Consider the following 18,363-nt stretch of genomic DNA (forward strand, 5'->3'; position numbering starts at 1 on the left):
CACTTTCTCTCAAGCCATCCACACTCTGATCAATAGTCGATTGGCTTGAGATCCTCTCTCTCGTCGCACAGGAACCGCTGATATGAGCGCTCAAGATCTCGCTGCAGCACCGCTGAACCTGCCCTGGGTCGCCCGCATGGTCCGACCACAAACGGACTGCGGCGTCGGCGAGCGCGCACCGTTCGTGCGCCAGACATTCACGCTGGATGTGGTGCCGGCGGACGCCGAACTGCGCATCAGTGCCCAGGGCCTCTACCGCTGCTTCATCAACGGCCAGCGGGTCGGCCAAGACCTCTTGACGCCTGGCTGGACCAGCTACCAGGACCGTCTCTCCTTCCAGACCTATCCGGTCGGATCCCTGCTGAAATCGGGTGAAAACACGATCGACATCTGGCTGGGCGATGGCTGGCACCGCTCGCAGATGCTGTGGAAGAAGATCGCACTGACCAACACCTGGGGTGACCGTCTCGGCGCCATCGCCGAAATCCGCAGCGGCCAATCGCTGCTGCTCGCGACCGATGCCACATGGCTCAGCGGCCTGCTGCCGATCACGAAGAACGGCATCTACCTGGGAGAGGAATACGACGCCCGCGAAGAGGTTCTGTCGATCACGGGCGCGTGCACGGTCGACGAGACCTTCCCGCTCGCCACCTTGATACCGCACGAAACCAGCGCGGTCCAGGAACTGGCGCCGCTATCACCCACACGGCATTTTTTTGACGCCGAAAGTAGATCGGTCTACGATTTTGGTCAGAACATCGGTGGCTATGTCGCCTTCACCGTCGAAGGTCCGCGGGGCGCCACGGTGGTGGTGCAGCACGCCGAAATCCTTGACGCCAATGGCGTGTTCGACAACACCAATTACCGCACCGCCCGGGCCGAGCTGCACTACACGCTGCAGGGCGGTGGCCAGGAGAGGTATCGCCCTCACTTCACCTTCCAGGGCTTCCGCTATGCGCGCGTGACGCTGCCAGCCGGGGTGCGTCTCCTGACCATCGAGGCGGTGCCGATTTCCTCAGCAACCCGGCGCACCGGCTGGCTCCACACTGGTCACACACTGGTCAACCGCCTCGTCGAAAACACCGCGTGGTCGCAGCGCGGCAACTTCATCGAAGTGCCGACCGACTGCCCGCAACGCGACGAGCGCCTGGGCTGGACCGGCGACGCCCAGGTCTTTGCGCCGACCGCGTGCTTCCTGTTTGAGAGCCACAGCTTCTGGGTCAAGTGGCTGCGTGACGTGATGGCCGACCAGCGTGCAGACGGGGCCATCGCCCACTTCTCGCCCGACCCGACGCGCGGCCACGAGGACGTGGCCAAGGGTTTTTTCGGCAGCACCGGCTGGGGCGACGCGATCTGCCTGGTGCCGTGGACGCTCTGGACCCACTACGGCGACCGGGCCATCCTGCAGGAGACCTATCCCGCCATGCGCCGCTGGATCGACTTTGTCTGGTCCATCAGCGATGGGCCGATCGTGCAGCCACCGCGCCAATGGGGCGAGCGTGGCTTCACCTTCGGGGACTGGCTGCAGCCAGGTGGCCCGACCGAGAAGCCAGTGCCCACCCTCGGCGACGACGCGGCCGCCACGGTCTACCTCTACCTCTCGACCGCCCTGACCGCCCGCATCGCCGGCCTGCTGGGCCACGAGGCAGACGCCGCGTTGCTGGCCGAGCGCGCCGCGCAGATCAAAACCGCCTTTCAGCACGAGTTCATCGCACCCAGCGGACGCCTGGTCTACGACGACCAGAGCAGCTACGCGCTGGCCATCGTGCACGACCTCATTCCACCGGCGCTGCTGCCCGCGGCGCGGCGCCACTTCAAGGCGACGATCGCCCGCGCCGAAGGCCGCATCGGCACCGGCTTTATCGGCACCCCGGCCTTGCTGCCGGCACTGGTCAAGCTCGGCGAGCCAGAACTGGCAGCGGCCGTCTTCCTGCAAGAAGAGGTACCGGGCTGGCTCTACCAGGTCAAGCGCGGCGCAACGACGATCTGGGAGCGCTGGGACGCGATCCGCGCCGACGGCTCAGTGTTCGATCCCGCCATGAACTCCTACAACCACTATGCCTATGGCGCCGTCTGCCAGTGGCTGTTCGAGGGCGTCGCCGGGCTGAAGCCCGACCCTGAACAGCCAGCCTTCCGCCACGTCTTGCTGTCGCCTGTGATCATTCCGGCGCTGTCGCCGGTGCAGGCCGCACACGACAGCCTGAACGGCCGGATCGAGGTGGGTTGGTCGGTCGATGGCGACGCCGTCCGTTACGAGGCCACCCTGCCCCCGGGCTGCACCGGCACGCTGCAGTTGGGCGCCGACCACGCCGACCTCATGGTGGACGGCCAAGCCGTCGCGACCGGGCGCGCAGATCTGGCCCCCGGCCCTCACCAAATTACCTTCCGACTGGTCCGCTGACAGCATTCCAGCCCCTTCAAGCCCGCTCGTTTCCCCACCGCGCCCAGACGCACTTCACCCCAACCGGAGACTGACCATGTCAACCCCCACCACGCGCCGCCACCTGCTCGCCTGCGCTGCCAGCCTGGCACTCGGACTGGGCGCAGCCACCGCACATGCCGCTACCACGCTGACCGTGCTGATCGACGGTGGCCCGCAAACCGTTGGCGCGATGAAAGCGCTGGCCGCCGACTTCAGTGCCAAGAACCCCGACATCAAGATCGAGCTAGAGACCCGTCCCGGCGGCGCCGAAGGCGACAACCTGGTCAAGACCCGCCTGGCCACCGGCGAGATGGCAGACGTCTTCCTCTACAACGCCGGTTCGCTGTTCCAAGCATTGAACCCGAAGAAGACCCTGGTCGACCTGACCGGCGAATCTTCTCAGGCCAATGTGCTGGACGTGTTCAAGCGCGTCGTCACCGTCGAAGGCCGCCAGTACGGTGTGCCGGTGCAGACCGCAATGGGTGGCGGCGTGCTGTACAACCGCAAGGTCTACGCGAAGCTGAAGCTGCAGGTGCCGAAAACCTGGGCCGAGTTCCAGAAGAACAACGCCGCGATCAAGGCTGCCGGCGGCGTTGCTCCAGTGATCCAGACCTTCAAGGACACCTGGTCGTCACAGCTGTTCGTGCTGGGCGACTTCCACAACGTCGCGACCGTGGTCCCGACCTTTGCCGACAACTACACCGCCAACAAGGCCAAGTACGCCAGCACGCCCGCTGCGCTCAAGAGCTTCCAGCGCCAGGAAGAGGTCTTCAAGGCCGGCTACCTCAACAAGGACTATGCCAGCGCCAAGTTCGAGGACGGCCTGCGCATGGTTGCCAAAGGCGAGGGCGCGCATTACCCGATGCTGACCTTCGCGATCGGTGGCATCTCGGTCAGCCACAAGGAGAACATCGACGACGTCGGCTTCTTCGCACTGCCTGGCGACAACGCCGCCCAGAACGGCGTGACGGTCTGGATGCCGCCTGGCCTCTACATCCCGAAGTCGAGCGAGAAGATAGCCGAGGCGAAGAAGTTCGTCGCCTTCGTGGCCAGTGTCGAGGGCTGCAACGCCCAGACGCGTGGCGCCGGCCCGCAAGGCCCCTACATGGTCAAGGGCTGCGAACTGCCCGCCAGCGTCCCGCCGGCGGTCGCCGACCTCGTCGCCTACTTCAAGCCCGGCGCCAAGAGCACGCCGGCGCTAGAGTACCTGTCGCCGGTGAAAGGCCCGTCGCTGGAGCAGATCACCGTCGAGGTGGGCTCGGGCATCCGCAAGCCTGCCGATGCAGCAGCACTCTACGATGGCGATGTGCGCAAGCAGGCTCTCCAGCTCGGGCTGCCTGGCTGGAAGTGAGCCGCAGCAACAGCGAACCGTAACGCACGCGACGACAACCAGAGCCTTCGGCACACGGACATGACCTCTCCTCCTTCTGCCCACAAGGCACGTCGGTCCAGCGCGGCGCAGGCCTACCCGGCCTGGTTCTTCATCCCGGCGGCTGTGGTGTTTGGCGTGCTGTTCCTGGTGCCGATGCTGTCGTCGTTTTATTTCGCGCTCACCCGTTGGACACTGTTCGAGTCGACCTTCATCGGCCTGGAGAACTTCGAGCAGTTTTTCCTCGAGCCCTTCCTGATCAAGGGCCTGGTCAACACGCTGATCTATGCGGTCGTGACCTCCGGCCTGAAGGTGGTCTTCGGCATGGCACTGGCCGTGGTGCTGACCTCGCCGATCGCCTTTCGAGACCTGCTCCGCTCGATCATCTTCTTCCCGGTGCTGGTCAGCACCGTCGGCGTGGGACTGACCTTCACGGTGTTGATGCACCCGGACCACGGCCTGATCAACCAGGTGCTCGCCAGCGTTGGGATCGAGGGGCCGTCCTGGCTCACCGACCCGCGCTACGCGCTGCTGTCGGTCGCGCTGGTCGACGTGTGGAAGGGCGTCGGCCTGGCCACGCTGATTTACATCGCTGGCATCGTGGCGATCCCGACCGAATACTTCGAGGCCGCGAGCATCGAGGGTGCCAACTGGCGCCAGCAATTCACCCGCGTGACGCTGCCATTGGCGCGGCCGGCGACCGTGACGGTGGTCATCCTGAGCTTCATCAGCGGCCTGCGTTCCTTTGACCTGATCTGGGCGATGACACGCGGCGGCCCGGGCTTCACGACCGACGTCATCGCCTCGGTCATCTACAAGCAGTACCAGGCCGGTTTCTACGGCTTGTCCACCGCAGGCAACGTCGTGCTGTTCGTGCTGATCTCCGCCCTGGTCGTGCCGCTGTACCTGAGGCTCAACCGAAAGGAGTCCCAATCATGAGCCGCTGGTCCCGCTTGCGCCACACCTGGCGCCGCCACGCACCACTGCTGTCAGGCCTGCTGGGCTTGCTGGTGGTCAGCACCGTATTCCTGGTGCCCTTCGCCTTCATCCTGGCGATGTCGGTCAAGGACGTCGAGGAAGCCGCGCTGCTGCGGTTCACCTGGCCGGCCGTCACCCACGCCTGGGACAACTTCCGCCAGGTCATCGAAGCCCGCGACCACATGCTGCTGCTGGCCTTCTTCAACAGCGTCGTGATCACGGTGGCCAGCGTCGCACTGATGGTGGTGTTCGGCGCGATGGTGGGCTTCGTGCTGCAACGCCACCAAAGCGCGTGGAGTCGCGTGGCCGATGCCTGTATCCTCGCCGGACTGATCATGCCGCCTGCGGTCGTGCCGACGATCTGGGTGATGCAGAGCCTGTTCCTGTTCAAGACGAAGACGGGGCTCGTGCTGATCGAAGTCGCCTATGGGCTGGCTTTCAGCATCATGCTGTTCCGCGCCTTCATCGCAACCGTGCCGAAGGAGCTGGATGAAGCTGCGATCATCGAGGGTGCCGGTCCCGTCGCGCTGTTCTTCAAGGTCATCCTGCCGCTGCTCAAGCCGGTGGTGGTGACGGTGATCGTGGTGCAGTCGGTGGCCGTCTTCAACGACTTCACCAACCCGCTGTATTACCTGCCTGGCAGCAAGAACGTGACCGTGCAGCTCACGCTCTACAACTTCCAGAGCATGTTCAACACCTCGTACAACCTGCTGTTCATGAACATCCTGCTGATCACCGTGCCACCGCTGTTGATGTTCCTGTTTTTCAACCGACAGATCGTGCAGGGCATGACCGCCGGTGCGGTCAAGGGCTGATGGACCTGTGGGCATGAACAAGCGCGCCACCATCGCCGACGTGGCCAGCCGGGCCGGCGTGTCGCGCTCGGCTGTCTCCAAGGTCTTGCGCAACGCCTACGGCATCAGCGAGCAGATGCGCGCCGGGGTCGAGCTGGCCATGGCCGAGCTGAACTACCGTCCGCAGATCGCCGCGCGCGGCCTGCGCGGGCGCACCTACACGCTGGGCGTGGTGATGCCCGACCTGCGCAACCCCTTCTTCCCTGACATCCTCGACGGCGTCTGGAGTGCGCTCGGCGGCACCCAGTACCAGCCGCTGATGGCCGTGCGCCATGCGGCCGACGAGACCGAGCAGGCGCTGATGGAGATGATGCTGGACCGCAAGCTCGACGGCTTCGTGCTGATCGCACCCATGGTCAGCCGCGACTACCTGTGGCGCCTCGCGACCACTGTTCCCGTCGTGATGCTGGGACGGCACGAGACCGGTGGCGACTTCGACACCGTCAACAACGACGACGAGCAAGGCGCCTTTCTGGCCGTGTGCCACCTGATCGAGCAGGGCCACCGCCGCATCGCTTTCTTCAGCTTCGAGCCGCCCGAGGACGGTGCGGTCAACCCGGTCGTCTACCGCCAGCGCGGCTATATCCGCGCGATGCAGGCGCATGGGCTCGACAACTTCCTGCAGATCTGCAAGACCCGCAGCGGTGGCTCTGACGACGAGGACCGCCAGCTGGCCCACAGCGTGCTGACCGCACCATCACGGCCGACAGCCATCTTCGCCTGGCACGACACGGTTGCGATCAACGTACTGGCCGAGGCGCAGGAGCTGAGTCTGCGCGTCCCCCGGGATTTGGCCGTGGTCGGCTACGACAACTTTCATATCAGCGCCCTGCCACAGCTGCAATTGACCTCGGTGGACCAGGATGCCCACACGCTGGGCGCGATGGCAGCAGAGTTGCTGATCGAGCGCATCGAGGGTCGCACCGAGCCGGTCCACCACACCACCCAGCCGACCTTGGTGGTGCGGGGTTCATCGTTGACCAGCGCCGCAGCATCCCCCTAGCGCCATGACCGCCCGCTGAGTCGGGCGACCCCGTTCACACCCCCCACTCGGAGCCTCTCCAATGGCCAGCGTCGAACTCCAGAACCTGCGCAAGTCCTTCGGTGCGCACGACATCATCAAGGACGTGAATTTGCGCATCGAGCACGGCGAGTTCGTGGTGTTCGTCGGTCCCTCTGGCTGTGGCAAGTCCACCTTGCTGCGGCTGATCGCAGGCCTGGAGATGGCCACGTCCGGCACTCTGGCCATCGGCGAGCGTATCGTCAACGACGTGTCACCCAAGGACCGTGGCATCGCGATGGTCTTTCAGTCCTACGCACTGTTTCCGCACCTGACGGTCTATGAAAACGTCGCCTTCGGCCTGAACCTGGCCGGTGCGCCCAAGGACGAGGTCGAGCGCAAGGTCCGACAGGCCGCCCAGATCCTGAAGATGGAGCACCTGCTCGGGCGCAAGCCCAAGGAGCTGTCCGGTGGCCAGCGCCAGCGCGTGGCGATCGGCCGGGCGATCGTGCGCGAGCCGGAGGTCTTCCTGTTCGACGAGCCCCTGAGCAATCTCGATGCGGCGCTGCGGGTCAACACCCGCGCCGAGATCGCCAAGCTGCACCGCGACCTCGGCGCCACCATGGTCTATGTGACGCATGACCAGGTCGAGGCCATGACGCTGGCCGACAAGATCGTCGTGCTTGAGGCCGGCGAAGTCCGCCAGGTTGGCCGCCCGCTGGAGCTTTACCACATGCCGCGCAACCAGTTTGTCGCGGGCTTCATCGGCTCGCCAAAGATGAACTTCCTGTCGGTCACGGTGACCGCAGTCGATGCCCAGGGCGTGGGCGTGTCCTCGCCCGACCTGGGGGGACCGCACCCGATCCCCGTGGCATCGGGGACACTGCGGGTGGGCGACACGGTGACACTCGGCATCCGGCCCGAGCACATCGCGGCCGGTGCGCCGGGACCGACAGTACACGGCGGCATCGGCGTTCAGGGTACCGTCGGCCTGGTCGAACGCCTGGGCCACGAGACCTTCGTCGAAATCACGACTGCATCCGGCGTGGCGGTCACGGCCCTGGTCGGAGGCACCACACGCGTCTGCGTCACTGCACGGCTGCCGCTGTGCTTCCACGGCGACGATTGCCACCTGTTCGCTGCGGATGGCATGGCCTGCGAGCGTTTGCGCGTGCCGGAGATCGCGCGCGAGGCGCCGCGCCTGGCGGCCTGAATCGCGCCAGGCGGCGCCTCAAGCGCAGCGGGGCGGGGCGAATCAGGACGCCGGCGGCGCGACCTGGCAGGCTGCGTGCTGGGCGCCCTCGTCGATCACGAACTGCCGGAAGGCCGCGTTCACGCCTGTCAGTTGGGTGTCGCGGCGCTGCACGAAGCACCAGTCGATGTGTTTAGGCAGCCCGACCACGTCCAGTACGGCCATGCGGCCGACCTCTAACTCGACCTGGAAGGTATGTGCCGACAGGAAGCTGATGCCCATGCCGCACATCACCGCCTGTTTGATGGTCTCGTTGCCGGCCAGCTCCAGCCCGGCACGCACCTGGATCGACTGCTGCTGCAGCAGGTGCTCCAGGAACTGCCGTGTTGCTGAGCCTGGCTCGCGAAAGATGAAATGCTCGTCGCGCAGGTCGGCCCATTGCAGCCGGCGCCGCCCCACCAGCGGGTGCGCGGGGTGGACGACGATGCAGTGCGGATGTCGGGCGAAGCTGGTGGCCTCCAGATCGGCCTCGGACGGCGGGTAGCCCGAGATTGCCAGGTCCAGCCGGTGCTCCTGCAGCATCGCCAGCACCTCGGAGCGGCGCGCCACGGTCAACTTGAGCCGCACGTCCGGGTGCTGCAGGTTGAAGGCCTGCAGCAGGCGCGGGGCGAAGTAGTGTGCAGTCGACACCACGCCCAGGTGCAGCAGGCCGCGATGGCCGCGCCGGCCGCTGGCGTCGGGCTCGCTGCGCAACTGGTCCAGCGCCTCTTCAGCTGCGCGCGCCTGCGCGAGCAGCAGGCGGGCGTGCTGCAGCAGCTCATGGCCGGCGTCGCTCAGGCGCTGGCGCTGAGGGCGATCGAACAGGGTCATGCTCAGGTCGGTCTCCAGCTGGCGAATCTGCATCGATACCGCTGGCTGCGTCATGCCCAGCACCTCGGCCGCACGCGAGAAGCTGCCCGCGCTGGCCACGGCCTCGAAGATGCGCAGGTGGCGCAGGTTGAAGTTCTTCATCGCACTGGCACCGCACGACTCGGCACGGTGTTCACCTCAAAAAAGATCGCTCAGGACTTACCCCAGCCCAGACCCCAGCCCACGTCGCCGAATGCACGCGTGACCTGGGAACAACCTGCAGGGGTGACCACCTTCCGGAGGGCTGCACGGCGATTGTGCATCGCGCCATCAGTAGATCCTTATGAATACTATCAGACTGCATCAGTTGTCACTCAAGGTCGGACTGCCTACGCTTCAACCCCAATCCTGACCACTGCCGCCACGAATCCCCCATGACCGCCTCCTCCACCGCCCCCTTCCCGCGCTGGGACGACTCCCGCGCCGCATCACTTGACGAGCCCGGGCTCCTGCTCTACCGCAGCAACCTGCTGGGCTCGGACCTGCGCATCACCAACTACGGCGGCGGCAACACCTCGGCCAAGGTCTGGCAGCGCGACCCGCTGACCGGTGAGCAAGTCGAGGTGCTGTGGGTCAAGGGCTCGGGCGGCGACGTCGGCTCGATGAAGCTCGACGGCTTCTCCACTCTCTACATGGACAAGCTGCGCGCCCTCAAGGGTCTGTACCGCGGACTGGCCCATGAGGACGAGATGGTCAGCTACCTGCCGCACTGCACATTCAACCTCAACACCCGCGCCGCCAGCATCGACACGCCGCTGCATTCGTCGCTGCCTTACGTGCACGTCGACCACATGCACCCGGACGCGGTGATCGCCATCGCCGCCATGGCCAACGGTCCGGCTGTCACTCAGCAGGTGTTCGAGGGCACGGTCGGCTGGATGCCCTGGCTGCGCCCCGGTTACGAGCTCGGCCAGCAGCTCGCCGCCTACAACGCCGCCCACCCCGGCCTGCGCGGCATCGTGCTGGGCGGCCACGGCCTGTTCAGCTGGGGCGACACCGCCAAAAGCTGCTACGAAAACACCGTCGACCTGATTGAGCGTGCCCAGACCTGGCTGGCCACCGAACGCCAGCGCCGCGGTGTGACGGTTTTCGGCGGCGCAGCGGTCACCGCGCTGGACGAGGCCACACGCGACACCACGCTGGCCCGCCTGCTGCCGGTGCTGCGCGGCCTGTCGGCTGAGGGGGGCTCGAAATTGCTGCACCTCAACACCTCGGCCGAGGTGATGGCCTTCGTCAACTCCGCCGACCTCGCGCCGCTGGCCGCGCTGGGCACCAGTTGTCCGGACCACTTCCTGCGCACCAAGATCCGCCCGCTGGTCGTGCCCGAGTCGGTCTACACGCTGACCGGCGTTGACCTCAAGGCCACCCTATCGGACCTGCTGACCGCCTACCGCGCCGACTACGCCGCCTACTACGCGCGCTGCCAGCGCGCCAACAGCCCGGCGCTGCGCGACCCCAACCCGGTGGTGATCCTGCTGCCGCGCATCGGCATGGTCACCATCGCCAAGGACAAGGCCACCGCACGCATCGCGGGCGAGTTCTACGTCAACGCGATCAACGTGATGCGCGAGGCCAATGCGGTCGACCGCTACGTCGGGCTGCCAGAACAAGAGGCCTTCGATATCGAGTACTGGCTGCTCGAAGAGGCCAAGCTGCAGCGCATGCCCCGCCCGAAGCCGCTGGTCGGCAAGGTTGCGCTGGTCACCGGTGGCGCCGGCGGCATCGGCCAGGCCATCGCCCGGCGCATGCTGGCCGAAGGCGCCTGTGTGGTGCTCGCCGACATCGATCAGGCGGCACTCGACAGCGTCGGCGCCGACCTGACCAAGGCGCATGGCCGGGACCACGTGCGTAGCGTGCGCTGCGACGTGACCAGCGAAGCCAGCGTGATCGCCGCCTTCGACCGCGCCGCGCTCGAGTTCGGCGGCGTCGACATCCTGATCAGTAACGCCGGCATCGCCTCGGCCGCGCCGATCGACGAGACCACGCTCGACCTCTGGAACCGAAACCAGAGCATCCTGGCCACCGGCTACTTCCTGGTCGCCCGCGAGGCTTTCAAGCAGATGAAGGCCCAAGGCACCGGTGGCTCGATGGTGATGATCGCCAGCAAGAACGGCATGGTCGCCAGCAACCAGGCCAGCGCCTACTGCGCGGCCAAGGCGGCCGAGATCCAGCTGAGCCGCAGCTTCGCGCTCGAAGGCGCACCGCTGGGCATCCGCAGCAATGTGGTCAACCCCGACGCGGTGATCCGCGGCTCCAAGATCTGGACCGGCCAGTGGAGCGCCGAACGCGCCGCCGCCAACAAGATCGACGAGGGCGACCTCGAGGCCTTTTACCGCGACCGCAGCATGCTCAAGCGCAGCGTCTTCCCCGAGGACATCGCCGAGGCCACCTACTTCTTCGCCGCCGAGCACCTCAGCGCGAAGTCCACCGGCAACATCCTCAACGTCGACGCCGGCAACCTCGCCGCCTTCACCCGTTGAGGCAGGAGAACCCCATGTCATCCATCGACACCGGCGTGATCGACGCCCACAACGACACGCTGCGGCGCCACGTCCACCACGACTACGAGCACCTGGGCGAGCAACTGGCCCGCCGCGGCATCGACATCGAGACAGTCCGCAGCCAAGTGGCGGCCTTCGGCGTGGCCATCCCGAGCTGGGGCGTGGGCACCGGCGGCACGCGCTTCGCACGCTTCCCAGGCCGCGGCGAGCCCCGTCACGTCTTCGACAAGCTGCAGGACTGCGGCGTGATACAGCAGCTGGCCCGCGCCACGCCCACGGTGTCATTGCACATCCCCTGGGACAAGTGCAGCGACTGGAGCGAACTGCGCCAGGCGGCCGCAGCGGCCGGTCTGGGTTTCGATGCGATGAACTCGAACACTTTCTCTGACCAGAAGGGCCAGACGCACAGCTACAAATACGGCAGCCTGAGCCATACCGACGCGGCCACCCGTGCCCAGGCGGTCGCGCACAACCTCGACTGCATCGAGATCGGCCGGCAGCTCGGCTCCAAGGCCCTGACCGTGTGGGTCGGCGACGGCAGCAACTTCCCCGGCCAGCAGCACTTCCGCCGCGCCTTCGACCGCTACCTCGACAGCGCGCGCCAGATTTACGCCGCACTGCCGGGCGACTGGCGCATGTTCCTGGAGCACAAGATCGCCGAGCCGGCCTTCTACAGCACCGTGATCCAGGACTGGGGCAGCAGCTTCCTGGCCGCCCAGGCCCTGGGCCCGCAGGCACAGTGCCTGGTCGACCTCGGCCACCACGCGCCCAACGTCAACATCGAACTGATCGTGGCGCGCCTGATCGCCGCGGGCAAGCTGGCAGGCTTTCACTTCAACGACAGCAAGTACGGCGACGACGACCTCGACGCCGGCAGCGTCTCGCCCTACCGCCTGTTCCTGGTGTTCAACGAGCTGGTGTCGGCCGCACACGAGGGCGTGTCCTACGACCCGACCTACATGCTCGACCAGAGTCACAACGTCACCGACCCGATCGAGAGCCTGATGACCAGCGCGGTGCAGGTGCAGCGCAGCCTGGCGCAGGCGCTGATCGTCGACCGCACCGCACTTGACGCCGCGCAGGACACCAACGACGCCATGACCGCCACCCACCTGCTCAAGCAGGGCTTCCAGACCGATGTGACGCCCATCCTGCAGCGCGTGCGCCTGGACGCAGGCGGCGCCATCGATCCGGTCGGCGCCTACCGCACCAGCGGCTACCGCCAGCGCATGGCCGAGCAGCGCCCGGCCGTCGTCGGCGGCAGCGGCGGCATCGTCTGACGACGGCCGCCGCCGCGATTCGTTGGCCCTGAACGGCTTGCCTGAACCGATTTCCCCCTTTTTGTCGCGCTAGGCATGCTCAACGTGGCGTGCATCGTGATGTCGATGATCGTCGGTGCGCTGCTGATCGTCACGATGGTGCTGCCGCGCTGGCTGCGGCGCGGCGCAGCCAGTGCGCGACCGCGCACGGCCTGACGCCCCTCCATGACGTCCACCGGCTCACCTGCTGATTCCGCCATGAACGCACCCACCGAAAAGATCGCCTTCCGCATGTTCCTGAACCCCGGCCAGGTCGACGAGTACCGCCGCCGGCACGACGAGATTTGGCCCGAGCTGGTGACGTTGCTGAAGGACAGCGGCATCGCTGACTACGGCATCTACCTCGATGCCGAACACCACGTGCTGTTCGCCGTGCTGCGCCGCGGCCCCGGGCACACGGCGGCCGATCTTCCGGCGCGCCCGATCATGCGGCGCTGGTGGGCCCACATGGCCGACATCATGCGCCGCCAGCCCGACGGCGCACCGGTGGTCGAGCCCCAGCCCTGCCTCTTTCACCTCGACTGAGTGGAGATGGTCTTGCGAGAAACGCTCACGCTGGTGCTGGACATAGGCAAAAGCAATGCCAAGCTGGTGCTCATCGACGCCGACGGTGAGGTGCTGGTACGTACGGTGCAAGCCAACACCAGCGTCGACGGACCCGGTTACATCGCGCTGGGCGTGGCGGCCTTGGAGGACTGGTTGCTGCGGACCATCCCGCAGCTGCCGCGGCGTGACGAGATCGGGGTGATCTCGATCACCACGCACGGCGCGGCCTTCTGCGGTCTCGACGGTGATGGCCTAGCCCTGCCCCCGATCGACTACGAGTGGGACGGCTACGGCGAGACCCGCGCGCACTACGCCGCCGCCGTCGACCCCTTCGTACACAACGGCACGCCGCTGCTGCCATCGGGCTTGAATGCAGGGCTGTCGCTGTATTGGCTGCAACAGGCGCGACCTGCGCTGTGGGCGCGCGCGCAGCAATGGCTGCCGTACCCGCAATACTGGGCCTGGTGGTTCAGCGGCGTGGCCTGCAGCGAGGTGTCGTCGCTGGGTTGCCACACAGCACTGTGGGCGCCGGCCGAAGGCCGTTACAGCGACTGGGCACAACGCAGTGGCATCGCGGAACGTTTCGCACCGCTGCGGCAGGCCGACGAGCGCATCGGACGGCTGCGGTCGGACCTGGCTCATCGGCTGCGCCTGCCGAGCACGGTGCAGGTCTGCGCCGGCTCGCACGACAGCAATGCCTGCCTAGCCCGTTACTTGGGCTCAGAGCCCGACGCCACGGTGGTCTCCACCGGCACCTGGTGCGTGCTGATGGCGCCGGGGGCACCGACCGCCGGTCTGGACGCGACGCGCGATCAGCTGGTCAACGTGGCGGTCGACGGCCGCGCGGTGCCGACCGCGCGCTTCATGGGAGGACGCGAGTTCGCTGCGCTGTGCGAGCGGGCCGACCCGGCCTGGGCAGACGAGGCCGCGCTGACCGAGGTGCTGCACCAGGGCTGGCTAGCGCTGCCAGGCTTTGCGGCCGCGGGTGGGCCGTATGCACCGCGCACCGGCTCGATCTGGCGGGGTGAGACGAAAGTGATGGAAGGTCTGGGCGCGGTACCCGAGCGCCTGCGCCCTGCGCTAGCAGCGCTCTACTGTGCCGAGGTCACGTTGCAGCTGGCCACCGAGCTGGAGGCCGGCAGCGCGCCACGCACGCTGGTCCTTGAAGGCCCGCTGGCACACAACGCAGCCTACCTGTGCGCAGTGCAGGCACTGGCGGGACCGAGGGCGGTGTTGCTGTCGAATGACCCGCTGGAAGGTACAGCGCGTGGCGCCTGGTTGCTGGCGCACACTGCACCGACACAACTGACTGCGGCGAAATACACAGTCAAGCAGGTCGACTCAACCCTGGCCCGTGCCATTTGCGCGCACAGTGCGACGTGGTCGCGACTTGCGCTGGGTCTCTCGTGAAACACCCGAACTTGAACTGATCCCTGCCCCAGACATGCACAGCACAAGAAAAAAGAGTTTGGCAAAAGCCAAACCCTTTTTTATTCGAGAATTTTGGTGGGCCCTGAGTGACTCGAACACTCGACCTACGGATTAAGAGTCCGCTGCTCTACCAACTGAGCTAAGAGCCCGCAATTCCCAGTGCACACCGGAAGTATTGTTTTCCGGCCTGCACTGCCAATTGACAGTTTTGTGTGGTGGGTCCTGAGTGACTCGAACACTCGACCTACGGATTAAGAGTCCGCTGCTCTACCAACTGAGCTAAGAACCCCACTTCCTCAACGCAGTCTGAATTGCGTCAAGACCGATACTATAACACAGTTTTTACGTCTGGTGGGTCGTGCGGGACTCGAACCTGCGACCTACGGATTAAAAGTCCGCTGCTCTACCAACTGAGCTAACGACCCGACGTTGTCTGTGCCCGTTCTCTTGGCATCGGCCCCATCTGTCGAAATGGCCTTTGCTTGGAGTCGAGCCCGTGATTCTAAACCAGGTACCCGTTACCGCGTCAAGCCTCTCGCACGCATTCCAGCGCCTGGGCCGCGGCCGCCATGCCGAAACTGGCGGTCACCATGACACTGGAACCGTAGCCGTGGCAGTTCAGGCTGCCATCGACCGTGCAGGCATCCTGCGGGGGCTGGCGCACTTCTTCGCGGGAAAATACGCAGCGGACCCCCATGCGGCCCGTCCGCGGTGCACCGTCCTTGCGCAGTTGCTGCCGCAACCGGGCCAGCAGAGGATCGTGTGTCACCTCCGCCAGATCGGCGACCTCGATGCGTTCCGGCCGAGACTTGCCCCCAGCCGCACCGACCATGACCAGCGCCTTGCCGGTGGAGATCGACCACCGCGCCATCGCCAGCTTCGCGGCATTCTGGTCACAGGCGTCCACGACCACGTCCACATCGATCGGCAACAGCGCCGGCCAGTTGGCCGGCTCGACAAACTCCTCCACCGCGTGCACCTGGCACCCGGGATGGATGTCAGCCACCCGCTCGCGCAGTGCCTGCACCTTGGCGGCCCCCACCGTGGCACCCAGCGCCTGGATCTGTCGGTTGATGTTGGACTCCGCGATCTGGTCCAGGTCGATCAGGACCAGTTCGGCCACACCGCAGCGTGCGAGCGCCTCGGCCGCCCAGGAGCCGACCCCGCCGACCCCGACCACGGCCACCTTCGCCGCGCGGATCCGCCGGTACGCCAAGTCGCCCCAGAGACGGCGCAGGCCACCGAAGCGTCGCTCCAGATCCGCCTCCATCAGGATATCGCTCATCCCTGGCGCTCCAGCTGCCACGTCAGAAACCGCAGGCCGAGCACTGCCCCGCCCAGAATCGCCGGCACCGCCACCAGGCTCGTCAGCCCCAGCGTGGACAGCCCGGACAGCCCTTGACCAAACGTGCACCCCATGGCCGTCACGCCCCCCACTCCCATCAGGGCCGCCCCCACCAGATGTCTACCCATGTCCGTCACGTCCTGAAAGCCTTCCCAGCGAAATGTGCGGGTCATCAGGGCTGACGCAGTCGCGCCAGCCAGAACTCCGGCAACGCTCACCACCCCCACACCCAGCGTGCGGCTGCTGTCGCTGAAGAACACCAGCCATTCCATGGCCTGGGCCACGGGCGCCACGAAGGTGAAGGCCTCCATGCGCCGCGATGCCGTGGCCAGGAACGTCGGCTCCAGGGTCTCCGGGTGCTCCAGCACGAAGCCGAAACGGCCGGTCGTCCACCACAGCGCCTGCACCAGCAGACCCGTGCCAACCCCCCCCGCCAGCACATGCGGATGACGCCCCTCGGGTCGCGCCAGTGCCCACGCCACCGCGCCGCCACCCAGCACCACGGCGCACAGCGCAGCCAGTGTCTGCACCGACCCACCCGTCGCATGTGCCAGCAAGCTGGGCAGATCCTGCGATGCCGGCAGTTCCACCGCCAGCCGATCGACGCTGTGCACCCGCAGCACCGCCGTGAGTCCGCGCAATGTGGCCCAGGCGGCCAGCCCCATCACCAGCAGCACGACCAGCGACTTCAGGTTGCCCCCACCGACACGCACCAGCGTCTTGCTGCCGCAGCCCGACGCCAGCACCATCCCGAATCCGAACAGCAGACCACCGGTCAGCGCAGACCCGATCAGCCAGCGCGGTCCGCCATACACCGTGTCCGACGCCTGCACCAGCCCAAGCGCCACCAGGGCATTGAAGCCGGCAATCGCCACCCCGGCCGCCAAGGCCCACATGCGCATGCGGCTCCAGTCGCCCAGGTTGACGATGTCGGCCACCGCCCCCATCGTGCAGAAATGGCTCTGGCGCACCAGCACACCCAGCGCGAACGCCAATGCAAAAACGGCCCAGAGGACCTGGGCCGTCAACCATGCGACGTCGGCTGTGCTCACTTGATCTGCTTGATGCGTTCACGCCCGGCCTGTGCGGCCTCGGACTGCGGGTAATTCGCGATCAGCTCCTCCAGGGTCTTGCGGGCACCCTTGGGATCCTTCAGCTCGATCTGGCAGTTCGCCAGCGCCAGCAGCGCCTCGGACGCCCGCGGGTGGTCCGGGGTGGACGAGACCAGCGAGCGGAAGATGGCCATCGCCTCCTTCACCTCGCCCTTGCCGTACAGCGCATTGCCCAACCAATACTGCACATGTCCGTTGTAGGCACTGGACGGGAAACGCTTCTGGAAGGCCGCCAGGGCCGTGGCAGCGTGGGCAAACTCGCCCTTGCGCAGGATGCCGATGGCCTCGTCGTAGGCCTTCTTCTCCGGCGCGTCGACCACGGCATCCTTGCCATCCAGCGAGACGCGCTGCGGCTCCAGACGTCGGATGCGGTCGTCGATCGCAGCCATGGCGTCCTTGTGCCTGCGCTGCAGGTCGGCCAGCTCCCGCGCCAGATCCTTGTTGGCCTGGGCGAGCTGCTCATCGGTTCCACGCAGCTTGGCAACCTCGGCGCGCAGTGTCTCCATCTGCGCATTCAGGTCGAGCAGGCTGCGCCGCAGCACGCTGACCTGCTCGGTCAGTTCGGCCAGCTGCGCGACCTGTGCCTTGCGCTCGGTTTCCTCGTACTGCGCCTGCCGCTGCTGTGACTGCTCGAACCGGTTGCGCAGCTCGACGATGGCCTTGCGGGCCTCTTCGTCGTCGAACAGTCCCGCGCTGGCCGTGACCGGCCAGAGTGCGCACAGGGCCAGCGCGACGGAAGCCGCCAGCGCGGACAGTTTCAGGGGCTGGACGCGGCGCATGTCAACGGTCCTTCAGTTCGGCACGGCGGTTCTTGGCCCAGGCGGCCTCGTTGCTGCCCGCGGCAGCCGGCTTTTCCTTGCCGAAGCTCACGGCTTCGACCTGCCCGTCCTGCACACCCAGCAGCGTCAGCGACTTGAGCACCGCTTCCGCGCGGCGCTGGCCGAGCGCCAGGTTGTACTCACGGCCACCACGCTCGTCGGTGTGGCCCTCGATCAGCACGCGGCGCTTGCGGTCCGCGCTCAGGCGACGTGCATGGGACTCCACCACGCCACGGAACTCGTCCTTGACGACGAAACTGTCGAAATCGAAGTAGACCACTCGGCCGCCGCCATTGGCCATCGCGTCATTGCCAGTGACATCCACCGGGGTGACAGTGGACTGCGGGGCCTGCGCGGTGGCGGCATCTGCGTTGGCATTCGGGGCCACGGTGGCGGGCGTACCAGCGCCGGCAAGGCGGTTTTCCACCGGTGCGGGCGGCTCGACACGGGTGTTCGAAGCGCAACCGGTGAGGATCAACAAGGCGGCACTGAACGCACCGAGCCAAGCCGTACGGCTGTTGAGATGGGTAGACATCATGTTGTTGCTCCTGAAAAAAAGAAATCGAT

The 18,363-nt window shown here is 66.4% G+C and carries 15 protein-coding genes and 3 tRNA genes; 10 read left to right on the forward strand and 8 right to left on the reverse strand.

What is annotated here, in order from left to right; all coding sequences use genetic code 11:
- The first annotated feature begins 82 nt into the window (after positions 1-82).
- The 6 genes from U5O44_RS00310 (at position 83) to U5O44_RS00335 (ending at position 7,836) form a co-directional block, all read left to right on the forward strand.
- Complete coding sequence (locus U5O44_RS00310) at positions 83-2,401, forward strand: alpha-L-rhamnosidase (RefSeq protein ID WP_322586474.1); 2,319 nt, start codon at positions 83-85, stop codon at positions 2,399-2,401.
- 76 nt (positions 2,402-2,477) lie between these two features.
- Entirely contained in the window at positions 2,478-3,773 is a 1,296-nt protein-coding gene (locus tag U5O44_RS00315) for an ABC transporter substrate-binding protein (protein ID WP_322586475.1), read from the forward strand.
- Between the two features lie 60 nt (positions 3,774-3,833).
- Positions 3,834-4,730 (forward strand): carbohydrate ABC transporter permease, encoded by an 897-nt coding sequence (locus U5O44_RS00320; RefSeq protein ID WP_322586476.1) that lies wholly within the window; start codon positions 3,834-3,836, stop codon positions 4,728-4,730.
- Positions 4,727-5,584: a carbohydrate ABC transporter permease gene (locus U5O44_RS00325; RefSeq protein WP_322586477.1), complete on the forward strand. Its 858-nt coding sequence runs from the start codon at positions 4,727-4,729 to the stop codon at positions 5,582-5,584. The genes U5O44_RS00320 and U5O44_RS00325 overlap by 4 nt, the downstream gene beginning before the upstream one ends.
- Positions 5,585-5,597: 13 nt before the next feature.
- A complete protein-coding gene (locus U5O44_RS00330; RefSeq protein WP_322586478.1) occupies positions 5,598-6,626 on the forward strand; it encodes a LacI family DNA-binding transcriptional regulator in 1,029 nt (342 codons plus the stop codon).
- Positions 6,627-6,687: 61 nt separating this feature from the next.
- Positions 6,688-7,836 carry an ABC transporter ATP-binding protein gene (locus tag U5O44_RS00335; RefSeq protein ID WP_322586479.1) on the forward strand — a complete coding sequence of 383 codons (1,149 nt, stop codon included), beginning with the start codon at positions 6,688-6,690 and terminating at the stop codon, positions 7,834-7,836.
- Between the two features lie 42 nt (positions 7,837-7,878).
- Here the strand turns inward: U5O44_RS00335 and U5O44_RS00340 are convergent, their stop codons facing one another.
- On the reverse strand, positions 7,879-8,826 hold the full coding sequence (locus U5O44_RS00340; protein WP_322586480.1) for a LysR family transcriptional regulator: 948 nt from the start codon (positions 8,824-8,826) through the stop codon (positions 7,879-7,881).
- A gap of 272 nt (positions 8,827-9,098) precedes the next feature.
- Here U5O44_RS00340 and U5O44_RS00345 point away from each other — a divergent pair, with 272 nt between their 5' ends.
- The 4 genes from U5O44_RS00345 to U5O44_RS00360 all read left to right on the forward strand — a co-directional run bounded on the left by U5O44_RS00345 (position 9,099) and on the right by U5O44_RS00360 (position 14,500).
- Positions 9,099-11,204, forward strand: a complete 2,106-nt coding sequence (locus tag U5O44_RS00345; protein WP_322586481.1) for a bifunctional rhamnulose-1-phosphate aldolase/short-chain dehydrogenase — start codon at positions 9,099-9,101, stop codon at positions 11,202-11,204.
- A gap of 14 nt (positions 11,205-11,218) precedes the next feature.
- The gene (rhaI, locus tag U5O44_RS00350) at positions 11,219-12,505 is read left to right on the forward strand and encodes an L-rhamnose catabolism isomerase (protein WP_322586482.1); all 1,287 of its coding nucleotides are present in this window, start codon (positions 11,219-11,221) and stop codon (positions 12,503-12,505) included.
- 237 nt (positions 12,506-12,742) lie between these two features.
- A complete protein-coding gene (locus tag U5O44_RS00355) occupies positions 12,743-13,069 on the forward strand; it encodes an L-rhamnose mutarotase (RefSeq protein WP_322586483.1) in 327 nt (108 codons plus the stop codon).
- 6 nt (positions 13,070-13,075) lie between these two features.
- Entirely contained in the window at positions 13,076-14,500 is a 1,425-nt protein-coding gene (locus U5O44_RS00360) for an FGGY-family carbohydrate kinase (protein ID WP_322586484.1), read from the forward strand.
- Positions 14,501-14,594: 94 nt separating this feature from the next.
- Here U5O44_RS00360 and U5O44_RS00365 read toward each other — a convergent pair.
- From U5O44_RS00365 to pal, 7 genes are all read right to left on the reverse strand, one after another.
- Positions 14,595-14,670: transfer RNA gene (locus U5O44_RS00365), tRNA-Lys, on the reverse strand.
- 64 nt (positions 14,671-14,734) lie between these two features.
- Positions 14,735-14,810 (reverse strand) — tRNA-Lys (locus U5O44_RS00370).
- 60 nt (positions 14,811-14,870) lie between these two features.
- A tRNA-Lys gene (locus U5O44_RS00375) sits at positions 14,871-14,946 on the reverse strand.
- Between the two features lie 101 nt (positions 14,947-15,047).
- Positions 15,048-15,806 (reverse strand): tRNA threonylcarbamoyladenosine dehydratase, encoded by a 759-nt coding sequence (locus tag U5O44_RS00380; protein ID WP_322586485.1) that lies wholly within the window; start codon positions 15,804-15,806, stop codon positions 15,048-15,050.
- Positions 15,803-16,918, reverse strand: coding sequence for a YeeE/YedE family protein (locus U5O44_RS00385; RefSeq protein ID WP_322586486.1), 1,116 nt, complete (start codon positions 16,916-16,918; stop codon positions 15,803-15,805). Before U5O44_RS00385 ends, U5O44_RS00380 begins: the two co-directional genes overlap by 4 nt.
- Positions 16,915-17,757, reverse strand: coding sequence for a tol-pal system protein YbgF (gene ybgF / locus U5O44_RS00390; protein ID WP_322586487.1), 843 nt, complete (start codon positions 17,755-17,757; stop codon positions 16,915-16,917). The genes U5O44_RS00385 and ybgF overlap by 4 nt, the downstream gene beginning before the upstream one ends.
- A gap of 1 nt (position 17,758) precedes the next feature.
- Entirely contained in the window at positions 17,759-18,331 is a 573-nt protein-coding gene (pal, locus tag U5O44_RS00395) for a peptidoglycan-associated lipoprotein Pal (RefSeq protein ID WP_322586506.1), read from the reverse strand.
- Between the last annotated feature and the right edge of the window lie 32 nt (positions 18,332-18,363).

Source organism: Sphaerotilus sp. (assembly GCF_034519685.1).
In the GTDB taxonomy this organism is placed as follows: Bacteria; Pseudomonadota; Gammaproteobacteria; order Burkholderiales; family Burkholderiaceae_C; genus Sphaerotilus.

Coding starts and splice junctions, on each gene's coding strand:
- U5O44_RS00315 (WP_322586475.1), top strand. CDS start 2,478: ATGTCAACCCCCACCACGCGCCGCCACCTGCTCGCCTGCGCTGCCAGC.
- U5O44_RS00345 (WP_322586481.1), top strand. CDS start 9,099: ATGACCGCCTCCTCCACCGCCCCCTTCCCGCGCTGGGACGACTCCCGC.
- U5O44_RS00335 (WP_322586479.1), top strand. CDS start 6,688: ATGGCCAGCGTCGAACTCCAGAACCTGCGCAAGTCCTTCGGTGCGCAC.
- rhaI (WP_322586482.1), top strand. CDS start 11,219: ATGTCATCCATCGACACCGGCGTGATCGACGCCCACAACGACACGCTG.
- pal (WP_322586506.1), bottom strand. CDS start 18,331: ATGTCTACCCATCTCAACAGCCGTACGGCTTGGCTCGGTGCGTTCAGT.
- U5O44_RS00355 (WP_322586483.1), top strand. CDS start 12,743: ATGAACGCACCCACCGAAAAGATCGCCTTCCGCATGTTCCTGAACCCC.
- U5O44_RS00330 (WP_322586478.1), top strand. CDS start 5,598: ATGAACAAGCGCGCCACCATCGCCGACGTGGCCAGCCGGGCCGGCGTG.
- ybgF (WP_322586487.1), bottom strand. CDS start 17,757: ATGCGCCGCGTCCAGCCCCTGAAACTGTCCGCGCTGGCGGCTTCCGTC.
- U5O44_RS00310 (WP_322586474.1), top strand. CDS start 83: ATGAGCGCTCAAGATCTCGCTGCAGCACCGCTGAACCTGCCCTGGGTC.
- U5O44_RS00340 (WP_322586480.1), bottom strand. CDS start 8,826: ATGAAGAACTTCAACCTGCGCCACCTGCGCATCTTCGAGGCCGTGGCC.
- U5O44_RS00320 (WP_322586476.1), top strand. CDS start 3,834: ATGACCTCTCCTCCTTCTGCCCACAAGGCACGTCGGTCCAGCGCGGCG.
- U5O44_RS00360 (WP_322586484.1), top strand. CDS start 13,076: ATGGTCTTGCGAGAAACGCTCACGCTGGTGCTGGACATAGGCAAAAGC.
- U5O44_RS00380 (WP_322586485.1), bottom strand. CDS start 15,806: ATGAGCGATATCCTGATGGAGGCGGATCTGGAGCGACGCTTCGGTGGC.
- U5O44_RS00325 (WP_322586477.1), top strand. CDS start 4,727: ATGAGCCGCTGGTCCCGCTTGCGCCACACCTGGCGCCGCCACGCACCA.